This is a genomic window from Pyrobaculum sp. (genome assembly GCF_049971835.1).
Taxonomy (GTDB): domain Archaea; phylum Thermoproteota; class Thermoprotei; order Thermoproteales; family Thermoproteaceae; genus Pyrobaculum.
This window is the reverse complement of sequence record NZ_JBMFKV010000075.1, coordinates 1-9,536: the sequence shown is the minus strand read 5'-3', so window position 1 is coordinate 9,536 and position 9,536 is coordinate 1. Positions and strand designations below refer to the sequence as shown.

General features: G+C 61.4%; 12 protein-coding genes and 1 pseudogene. 5 read left to right on the top strand and 8 right to left on the bottom strand.

The window, feature by feature from the left end; translation table 11 throughout:
* Positions 1–370 (top strand): annotated as a pseudogene (locus ACP5J3_RS07805) (hypothetical protein); the annotation flags it as partial.
* On the opposite strand, the gene ACP5J3_RS07800 reads toward ACP5J3_RS07805, so the two are convergent.
* From ACP5J3_RS07800 to sixA, 5 genes are read right to left on the bottom strand one after another with little or no spacing between them, the layout of a single operon-like run.
* Complete coding sequence (locus tag ACP5J3_RS07800) at positions 342–587, bottom strand: winged helix-turn-helix transcriptional regulator (protein ID WP_428495171.1); 246 nt, start codon at positions 585–587, stop codon at positions 342–344. The pseudogene ACP5J3_RS07805 and the gene ACP5J3_RS07800 sit on opposite strands and share 29 nt — an antisense overlap.
* A 47-nt stretch (positions 588–634) precedes the next feature.
* A complete protein-coding gene (locus ACP5J3_RS07795; RefSeq protein WP_428495170.1) occupies positions 635–1,285 on the bottom strand; it encodes a tRNA-wybutosine modification methyltransferase TYW3 in 651 nt (216 codons plus the stop codon).
* A 3-nt stretch (positions 1,286–1,288) separates the two neighbouring features.
* Positions 1,289–2,194: a dihydrodipicolinate synthase family protein gene (locus ACP5J3_RS07790; protein ID WP_428495169.1), complete on the bottom strand. Its 906-nt coding sequence runs from the start codon at positions 2,192–2,194 to the stop codon at positions 1,289–1,291.
* A 36-nt stretch (positions 2,195–2,230) separates the two neighbouring features.
* Complete coding sequence (locus ACP5J3_RS07785) at positions 2,231–3,187, bottom strand: hypothetical protein (protein ID WP_428495168.1); 957 nt, start codon at positions 3,185–3,187, stop codon at positions 2,231–2,233.
* Positions 3,184–3,636 (bottom strand): phosphohistidine phosphatase SixA, encoded by a 453-nt coding sequence (gene sixA, locus ACP5J3_RS07780; protein ID WP_428495167.1) that lies wholly within the window; start codon positions 3,634–3,636, stop codon positions 3,184–3,186. Before sixA ends, ACP5J3_RS07785 begins: the two co-directional genes overlap by 4 nt.
* A gap of 60 nt (positions 3,637–3,696) precedes the next feature.
* On the opposite strand from sixA, the gene ACP5J3_RS07775 reads away from it, so the two are divergent.
* Positions 3,697–4,731, top strand: a complete 1,035-nt coding sequence (locus ACP5J3_RS07775) for a TldD/PmbA family protein (RefSeq protein WP_428495166.1) — start codon at positions 3,697–3,699, stop codon at positions 4,729–4,731.
* Positions 4,680–5,276, top strand: coding sequence for a DHH family phosphoesterase (locus ACP5J3_RS07770; RefSeq protein WP_428495165.1), 597 nt, complete (start codon positions 4,680–4,682; stop codon positions 5,274–5,276). The genes ACP5J3_RS07775 and ACP5J3_RS07770 overlap by 52 nt, the downstream gene beginning before the upstream one ends.
* Here ACP5J3_RS07770 and ACP5J3_RS07765 read toward each other — a convergent pair.
* Positions 5,227–6,879: a S49 family peptidase gene (locus ACP5J3_RS07765; protein WP_428495164.1), complete on the bottom strand. Its 1,653-nt coding sequence runs from the start codon at positions 6,877–6,879 to the stop codon at positions 5,227–5,229. The genes ACP5J3_RS07770 and ACP5J3_RS07765 overlap by 50 nt on opposite strands.
* 52 nt (positions 6,880–6,931) lie before the next feature.
* Between ACP5J3_RS07765 and ACP5J3_RS07760 the strand changes: the two genes are divergently transcribed.
* On the top strand, positions 6,932–7,807 hold the full coding sequence (locus ACP5J3_RS07760) for a S1C family serine protease (RefSeq protein WP_428495163.1): 876 nt from the start codon (positions 6,932–6,934) through the stop codon (positions 7,805–7,807).
* Between the two features lies 1 nt (position 7,808).
* On the opposite strand, the gene ACP5J3_RS07755 is transcribed toward ACP5J3_RS07760, so the two are convergent.
* Positions 7,809–8,138 (bottom strand): cupin domain-containing protein, encoded by a 330-nt coding sequence (locus ACP5J3_RS07755; RefSeq protein ID WP_428495162.1) that lies wholly within the window; start codon positions 8,136–8,138, stop codon positions 7,809–7,811.
* The gene (locus ACP5J3_RS07750) at positions 8,135–8,398 is read right to left on the bottom strand and encodes a DNA glycosylase AlkZ-like family protein (RefSeq protein ID WP_428495161.1); all 264 of its coding nucleotides are present in this window, start codon (positions 8,396–8,398) and stop codon (positions 8,135–8,137) included. Before ACP5J3_RS07750 ends, ACP5J3_RS07755 begins: the two co-directional genes overlap by 4 nt.
* A 62-nt stretch (positions 8,399–8,460) precedes the next feature.
* On the opposite strand from ACP5J3_RS07750, the gene ACP5J3_RS07745 reads away from it, so the two are divergent.
* Positions 8,461–9,468, top strand: coding sequence for a M20/M25/M40 family metallo-hydrolase (locus ACP5J3_RS07745; RefSeq protein WP_428495160.1), 1,008 nt, complete (start codon positions 8,461–8,463; stop codon positions 9,466–9,468).
* Positions 9,469–9,536: the final 68 nt, after the last annotated feature.

Below are 9,536 nucleotides of genomic sequence, written 5' to 3'. Positions count from 1 at the left end.
GGTGCTGAACATATACCTAGAGCTCAGATCTAGCAAGCCACTAGACATAAGAGGGGTGAGCTACCTAGGCGTCAACTACACAATAGGGAAGTACGTCTTCGTGTCGTGTATAAAGAAGGTGAGGCTGGGCGGCGCCTATAACCAAACCCTCCCCGGCCCCGGCGTGCTTGGCCTAGTCCCCGCCGATCGTACCTTCACAGTGGAGGTGAGGGGCCTCCCCCGGGGCAGTTACAGAATAGTAGCCCCGCCAGACGTCGTGGCGCCGAGAGAGGTGACAGCCACCGGCAACAAAACGGAGATAACACTCGGCTTGTTGAACAAGCCCCTGATCTTCAACCCACTTACTCTAAATCTAACAAAGGTGGGGTGAGGCGCGCCGAGACGTAGTACACCACGCCGTTTTTAGAAACTCTCCTCACCTTGCCGTCTCTCTCAAGGACGTAGAGGTGCCACTGGAGCTTGCCCCAGCTGAAGCCGGTTAGTCTGGCTAGCTGCCCCTGGGTCACGGCGCCGAGCTCCTCTATTATTTTTAGGAGTTGCACCCTCCTGGGGTCTGTGTCTGCTCTTGCTGTTTTTGCCCTCGCCATGTGTGCGCCGTGTATCCAATTTAAAAAATCTTGCGTAGCGCCGTTGTTCATAGGCACTGGAGAAACCTCCTAATGGCGGCTCTTATCTCCTCGCTGGTGGGGGCCTCTACGCCGAAGAGAGCCGACTCGATCCTGGCGGCCAGCCAGTAGAGCCTCAGCTTCGCCAGCGCCAGCGTCTTGTTAGCCATATCCACAGCCGCCTCCAGATCGGCCAGGAGGCGCCCCCCGGCTTTTAGAGGGATGTCCAGCCGCTCCTCGCCGAGGATCTCCACGAATATACCCCCGCGGTTTATGGCGATGACACCGCTGTGTTTATGACCGGTCTCCCGCCCCAGCTCCACCAGCCTATACGCCGTCTTCGCGTCGGCGGCGGCTAGGTGAAGAATAGCCCCCCTCACCATTAGCCAGGCGTTGTCCAGCCCCGCGGCCACCTCCCCCACCAGGTCCACGTCCACGGGGTGGTGCCACTTCGCCACCGGCCTGAAGCCGCGCCCCTTGCTGTAACTGGGCCTCACAGCCTCGGCCACCATAATCCTGCCGCTACAGCTTGAGGTGGTGTATATGTCGGGGTGTGTGTTGAGGAGGCGGAGGAGGGGCAGGATGTCGCCGTCAACCCTGTCTTGAAGAGCCTCCCTCTCCAGCCTCTCCACAAACGCCTTTTTACGAGCCTCGAAAACCCTCCTGTCTACAACCCCCACGCCCTATATAAGCCCCAGCTCCTTCAAAAGCTTCTGAAGCTCCTTCACGTCTTTGTCGTCCACAGGCGGGAGGGGCTCCCTCGGCGGGCCCATGTCCACGCCGTGGACCAGCTGAGCCGCAAGCTTGTAGAGAGTGGGCCACTTGCCGCCCAGCTTCCCCACCAAGCCGCAACCGCCCATAAACCTCCACAGCGGCATCAACTTGTTGTGGAGCTCTACGGCCTCCGCCACGTTCCCCTCTCTCACCAGCTGGTACTCCTTGAGGGTCAGAGCGCCTAGGAAGTTGGGACCCGCCAAGATGCCGCCGTGGGCCCCCATTAACAGCGACGGCACGAACAACGTGTCCAGACCCTGCAGTACGGAGAGCCTCCTCCCCAGTAAGTGGATTAGGTCTAGGTGGTATCGGAAGTCGCCAGAGCTGTCCTTAACCCCCACCACCTGGCTGTATTCGTTGGCAACAAGCTCAAAGACCTCCACGGGGATGTTGTACCCCGTGGCCAGGGGGATGGTGTAGAGAATGACCGGCATGTCCACCTTGTCGAGCACCTTTTTGTAGAAGGCGTATATGGCGGCCCAGTCGTACTGGATGTAGTAAGGCGGCGTGATCAAGAGGAGATCCACCCCCACGTCTCTGTACCTCCTAGCCACCTCGATAGTCGAGACGTGGTCCCCCGTCCCCGTGCCCCCGACGACTAGGGCCCTCCCCCCCGCCACCTCCTTAGCCAACTGCATAACCCTCACCCTCTCCTCGACAGTCAGCTTGGTGACCTCCCCGGTTGAGGATGTGGGGAACACGCCGTGGTACCCAGCCTCCACAATTTTTGAAAGGAGGAGCCTAAGCCCCTCGTAGTTAACCCCGTCTTTTGTAAAGGGCGTCACCGTGGCCACGATAACCCCCTCCAACTTCATGGTGGATACACTAGGCGCTGTTTAAAAATAATGTGGTCACGGCGGCGTTGGGGGGTAGTACTTTTCTCTTATCGATCTGATTACGGCGTAGCCTATTATAGCAAGCACGAACAACGCCGATGGGGCCAAGATCCCTAGATTTCTCAAAATATAAGACAACAACGCCGTCAAAACAAGCTCCGGTCCGTAGCTTGGCACTTGTCTAAAGAGAATAGCGCCGATGAAGTAGGGGACGCATAACGCCGACATAATGACGGCGAAGGCCATGTAGACGAGATGCGTGCCAAAAGGCCCCAGGGCAACTAGCCACCTAAAGAGGAGGGCGGCGACTCCATATTTATCGCCTATCCGTGGAGGCGCCGCGATGGTTAAGGCTATGGACGGCGCCACAACAGCCCAGAGATAGCCAGCCTTAACAGCCGCAAAGGCGGCTACGTACGTCGCCGCTATGGACAACGCGCCGAGGGCCGTAAACCTCCTCCTCGCTCTGGAGGCGTCTATCCTATACATGAGGGAATACACCGAGGCGAGTGGAAAAGTCAAAACAGCCTCCAAGTGGCTGTTCGCGAAGGGCAACAGTAGAAGCCCCGCCGCCGTGATTATATTCGGGTAATAGGTGGGCTTCCCCCAGACACCCCTTAGGTACAGGATGAGGTGCAGTACGGCGTATGGCGCATACGCCGCATATCCGTAGCAGGAAGAGGCGGCCATAGCCGCTATAAAGAGGGCGAGGAGTGCCAACGTCGCGTAGATGTGAGGCGTCGCGTTTATGAAGCCGGGTAGCTGGACGTACATCACCGCGTGGTAAAAGGCCAGCAACCCGGCTACCATGAGAAATTCGTGGAGGTGCCTGTTGACCGCGGCCGCGGCGACGCCGGAGGCGAGCAACGCGGCGGAGAGGTAGAGCGCTATCTGGGTGGACTTCACCAAGACAACCGTCGACTTGTAGAAGGCGTGCGGCTCGGAGGCGCCTATTACATACCAGAGCCTCATACCAGCTCCGGAGTTATGTACCACGCCAGCGCCCACCTCGCGCCCTCCCTCTCGAGCTTTGCCACACCTGAGTATCTAAACTTAATTATCTCGACGTCTGGGTTGCCGACGAGGAGGAGGGAGCTGAGCCTCGACAGGTGCGGCAGGTGGCCCACCAGCATTATGCCGTAGCTAACCCCGGCCAGCCTCCCAGCCCAGATGGAGGGATCGTCGTTGGGGCCGAGGCCGTCTCCCTCCCTCACAGGAGCTTTGAGATGCCTGGCGAATATCTCAGCCGTCTGCCTGGCCCTGGCGCGGCCGCTGTGGATAATCTCCCCAACCTCCACGCCCCTCTCCGCGAGGTGCCTCGCCACCCTCTCGGTCTCCTCGACGCCTCTCGGGGTAAGCCTCCTCTCGGGATCCTCAGATTCTTTAAATGCCAAGCCGTGTTGCACAAGGTAGACAGACACGTCTCAACAAAGCCACAGCTTTAAACATTAATGCTGATAAAGCCCACTCAACACTCCCCCATGGATGAGCTACTCTACAAATCTCTGGAGTACGGCCTATCTCTGGGGGCCTCCTACGTGGAGGTGAGGTGGCAGAGAGACGGCGGCTCGGTGGCCGGCTTTAGAAATGGGCAGTTTGAGTTCTCCACTACCTACCACAGCGAGGGGGTGGCCGTGAGGGCCGTGGCGGGGGGCGGGCTCGGCTTCGCCGCATCGCCCCGCCTAGAGCTGGAGGGGGTGCTGGAGGCGGTGGAGCGCGCGGTCAAGCTGGCCAAGGCCGCCGGGAGGATGAGGAAGGCCCCGGTGGCCCTCAGCGAGGAGGCGCTGGCCAGATTCAGCTACAGCCTCCCGCCCATTGAGGTAGACCCCGTAGATCTGCTGAAGACTCTAGATGAATATGTGGACAAGAGCCTCTCAGTGAGGAGGCTGGTGGCGCACGTCTGGACGACGGAGAAGCGGGTGGTGACGAGCGACGGCGCGGATGTGTACAGCAAGGTGCCGAGGGTGTATCTATTCGCCATGTTGATAAAACACGAGCCCTCCCTCGGCAGTTTGCAGAGAGACGTCTTCCTCGGCGGCACCGCCCAAGACTCCATAGCCGGGGCGGAGAAGGTGCTCGAGGAGGAGTCCAAGAAGCTGGGCCAGCTACTGGAGAGGGCGAGGTCGGCCGCGCCGGGGAGGTACGACGTCGTGTTCTCCCCCGAGATGGCGGGGATACTCGTCCACGAGTCCGTGGGCCACCCCTTCGAGCTCGATAGGATATACGGCAGGGAGGGCGCGGAGGCGGGGGAGTCCTACATAAAGCCGGGCAACCTCAAGGTCAGGATCGGTAGCGAGCTTGTCAACATCACGGACTACCCCGCCATCCCCGGCACCTACGGCTTCTACCTGGTGGACGACGAGGGCGTCGTGGCGAGGCCTAAGCAGTTGGTGAGGAGGGGCCGTCGGCGTCTGAGCTTGTCTACCGGCGGCTGGCCGGCAGACTCCCCCGCGCCTACACCCGCGTGGCTCTGTACGGCGCCATTAGCGACTACATGGACTACACCGAGTGGGTGAGGGAGGCGCTGGAGCGGTGGGACAAGAGAATTATTTACTACGAAGCCGGCGTCTTGATGCAGGGGCTTGAGCGGGCGCGGAAAGATCATGAATTCAAGCGGGAGGTCGTCAACCACCTTGCTGGAAACGGGGCCCCCTCGGCCATGGCGAAGTTGCTCAAGCTGGCGGAGGAGCAGGCGCGGGTAAACGAGGCCCTCGTGGGCTGGGTGGAGAAAAACGCGTTGGTGGAGGGCAAGGTGGCTTATGTCATAAACCCGCCGGGCCCCCTGGGCCTCGCCGCTAATTTAGCCAGAGGCCTCAAAGACGCCTCGGTGGGCCTCGCCGCCGAGGAGAGGGGGGAGATCTACGTCATGAGCCTCCGCTCCTCCGCAGAAGTGGATCTCAACGCCTTTCTGAGGGAATTCGCCAGGAGGCACTCCGCCTCTGGCGGGGGCCACAAAAACGCGGCTGGCGCCAGGATACCCAGGGCTCTGCTGGGGGATCTGCTGAGGGAGCTCAACCTGTATATATCACGGCAGACACGGGGCCGAGCTTCTTCGCAATAGGTCTCTTCTCCACGAGCCAGTCCACCACGTTTTTGAAAAATCTCCAGTTGTCTCCCTGGGTTATGAAGTACGGCGTGAAGGACCTCACGGTGCCTATGAAGGTGAAGTTGCCCACCTGGGCCGCCACTGTGTAGTTGCCCCAGCCGTAGCCGAATACGTAGCCCCAGGCCTCTAGCCTATGCGGCGTATTGGCCGCCACGGCCGAGGGGCTGAAGAGGAGGAGCCTCTCCACCCCCCTCAGCAGTGTCCAGTTGCCCCGGGGCCTCACTGCGACGAACTGCCAGTTCTCTGTGTAGTTAGCCCCGCCGGCTGTGAAGTTGTACACCGCCCTCAGCCCCGACATGTTGAAGTATGTCAGCAACGGGTCGAATACAGCGAATAGGGAGTATGGCGCTACGTAGGCCGCGCCGGAGCTCACAACCACCGCGCTGGCCCTCATGTCGTAGAAGTAGGCCACCCTCACCCCCCTCGCCGTGGCGTTCAGCACAGCCCTCACGCCGTCTCTGCTGAAGGGAGCCGTGGGGTTAACCACGACGAGCCCCGTGGCGTTGGCGAGAAGCGTCGACAGCTGGTACTCGCTGGCGGCGGAAACCAGGGCGTATCCCCTCGTGGCTAGCTCGGCGCGCAGAACCTCTATAAAGCTACGGGGGACCATGTTGCCGTGGGCCATGTCCAGCACGACGTAGGGCTTCTCCGGCGGGGCGGCGGGCGGAGGCGTCTTGTTCCCCCCGCCGTCCGCCGGGAGCCTCCACTGGACGGCCGTCGGCAGGATGTAGAAGATTGGCACAGGCGTGGAGTTGAGTAGCGTGGAGAGCTCTACCTTGTACTGGGCCCCCGCCGGGGCCGTCGAGACGTTGGCCACCTGGCTGAGGTACTTCACCTCGTACTGGGTTAGGCCCAGCCTCTGCGCCATGTCTCTCACAGCGTCGAAGATGCCGCCTATCTCGTCGACTAGGCCGAGGCTCTTCGCCTGGTCGGCTGTGAAGATAGATGCGGTTTCGAAAACCTGGGGGTCGGCCTTGATCTTGCCCGCCCGCCCCTTCAAGACGGCGTTGACGAAGTTGAGCCTGACCCTCTCGATGTCGTTGTAGAAGTCCACCAGCTCCCTGCCGTAGTACTTGAGAGGCCCCGTCGTGTATACGTAGTCGGGTATGTCGTAGAAATACTCCTCGGGCCACAGCACGGCTATCACCCCAACGTTGCCCACCCAGCTGGAGGGCGCCGCGTATATCTTGTCAGCCGCCACCGCCACGTAGTAGGCGCCGGAGGCGGCGAGGCCGTTCACCACGGCGTATTTCGTCTTGTTTATCCCCCGAAGCGCTGTGTACAGCGCCTCCGTAGCCGACACCGTGCCGCCCGGCGAGTCGATAACGAGGACTATGCCAGCCACGTCATCTCTCTGCGCTATTGATGTGAGGGCGGACACCGTCTTGTCCACCTGGGGGCTGTCGATGACGTAGTTTACCGGCACCAGCACGATCTTCGGCTTAGCTGGCTGTGGAGGCTGGGGCGGGGCTCGGCAGGCCGTGAAGGCTAGGAAAAGCGCGGCGATGCTCACCGCGAGGGCTAGGGAAACCCCGAGGGCAACCCACCTCTCTGCCATGCTGTAGGGATAGCCCACCTATATATTTTTAAGTCCTCAAAGAGGGGGTGTGGTGGACCTTAGCAACTTGGTGGAGAAGGCCGCTAGGTCTGTGGTGGCCGTGGTCACGCGGCAGGTGGACGTCTTCACGGGCGACGTGGGGTTCGGCACAGCCTTCGCCGTGGGGAGGGGCTTCTTCGCCACTGCCTTCCACGTCGTGGCCTCGGCCGATGAGGTTGTGCTTGTGACGCCCGAGGGCGACAAGGCGCCGGGGAGGGTGGCGGCTGGGGATCCTGACTACGACATGGCGTTGATATACGCCGAGTTGCAGACGCCTCCGCTCCCCATGGGGAGCGCCTTGAGGCTTAGGGTGGGCCAGGGCGTGGTGGCCATCGGATTCCCCCTAGCCCTCCTCGACAAGCCGACGGCGACCTTCGGGATAGTCAGCGCCGTCGGCAGAACTCTGAGAGCCGGCGAGAGGGTATTCGAGTTTTTGATACAGACAGACGCCGCCATAAACCCCGGCAACTCCGGGGGGCCGCTGATCAACATGTCGGGGGAGGCGGTGGGCATAAACTCGGCCATCATAGCGGGGGCGCAGGGCCTCGGCTTCGCAGTCCCCATAGACTTCGCGCGGGTCATGCTGGAGATGGTGCAGAAATACGGCCGCTACACCCGCCCCGCCCTCGGCATATACGTCACGGCGCTGAACAAGGCCCTGGCCTCTCTATACGGCTTCCCCATAGATAGAGGCCTCCTCGTGGCTGAGGTCCTACCCGGCTCACCCGCAGACGAGATAGGCATCCAGCGGGGCGATGTAATAATGAAAGTAGACGGCAAGCCGGTGACCAACGTGTTCGAGCTGAGGCTCTACGTGGCCGAGGCGGTGGTCAACAGAAGGAGGCCCAGGTTCCAGGTCTGGAGGACGGGGAGGATCCTCGAGCTCTAGCCTACCTCCTCAGGTAGGCGTCTCCCCCGCCAGCCCAGTCTCTGCGGGGTGGGGCGAAGGTGTCTATCACCACGGCGTCTGTGACGGCCCTCACCTCGTGCTCCACGCCGGGGGGAATCACGACGACGTCTCCCGCCGAGGCGGTGAAGCGCCTCCCCCCGACGTCGAACTCCAAGACGCCTTGTAGAACGACGGTGATCTGCTCGTTGGGGTGGCTGTGTCTCTGCACCACACAGCCCTCCCTAATCCTGAACTGCGCCACCGTGATCCTCTCACCGCTTACATACCTCCTCTCCACGCAGTCGCTCAGCCTCTCCCACCTCCAGCTCATAGATTGGCCAGCCTCCGCCTCTCCTCGCGGGGGAGGGCCGCTATGTCTACCGAGCTGAGGATAACCTCCGCCGCCTCCATGGGGTCTCTGTAGTAAAACCTCACCCCCGCTACGTCGACGGCCTTCAGCAAGCCGTTGTGGACAAGCCGCTCCAGCCTCTCCCTCGCCTCGGCTACGGGCATGCCTAGGATGTAAGCCGCTTGCGCCGCGGTGAAGGCGCCGAACTCCCTCGCAAGTCTCAACGCCTCGCGTATGTGCATAGATAAGGATCTCCCGCGTTATATATATTTTGTGGTTTTTATATACCTCACAAAACAGCTCCATGGACGTCACCCAGTTGCTGGTGGATGTGTTGAAGATATACAGCCCGTCCCACGGCGAGGCGGAGCTCGCCAGGTATCTACACGCCTATCTAAAGAGGCACGTGGCAGACGTCTGGATAGACGAGGCGGGCAACGTAGTGGCTGTCAAAGGCGGGGGGTCCCCCGTGGTGTGGCTACACGCCCACATGGACACGGTGCCCGGCCCCCTGCCGGTGAGAGTTGAAAACGGCGTCGTCTGGGGCCGCGGCGCCGTAGACGACAAAGGCCCCCTCGTCGCATACCTCAAGGCCTTTCTAGAAGCCGAGCCGCGGGGGACGCTGGTACTCGCGCTGGTCACCGCCGAGGAGGACGACAGCGCCGGGACAGAGGCCCTCATGAGGGGAGGCCCTCCGAGGCCAACCCACATATATGTGGGGGAGCCCACGAATCTCCACATCGCCTACGCCTATAGAGGCGGCGCGAAGGTGTACATAGAGCTACAGTCAAGGGGGGGTCACGCCAGCTCGCCGATCTACGGCAACGTCGTGGAGGAGCTCTACGCCGTCTACCAGGAGGTGAAGAGGGCCCTCGGCCACGCGGAGAGGTACGACGCTTTCACCGTCACCCCCACAGTGGTGCAGTGCGGAGAGGCCCCAAACAAGGTGCCGACCCGTTGCGTTATGGTGTTGGACGTCAGGATACCGCCGGGCAGGACCTGCCGCGACCTGTTGCAGTCGCTACCACCCGGCGCCAGGTCGGCGTCTTGCACAGACCCCGTGGAGGTGTCCCCCACGAACCCGGCGGCCCGCGCCTTAACAAGGGCTTTGATAAAGCTCGGCGTCGAGCCGAAGCTCAGCAGGAAGTGGGGCACAGCCGACTTCAACATATTAGCCGCCCTCACTAAGAACATCGTCGCCTTCGGCCCCGGCGACCCGGTCTACGCCCACACTGAAGACGAGCGTATAGAAGTGGCGCAGGTGGAGACGGCGGCGGCGGCTTTGAAGCTGGCAGTGGGAGAGATTAAGTAGCAGTGCATTACGACGTATACACCAGAGAATATATTATATAAATAGAGTTTGCTATACTTCTACATGGC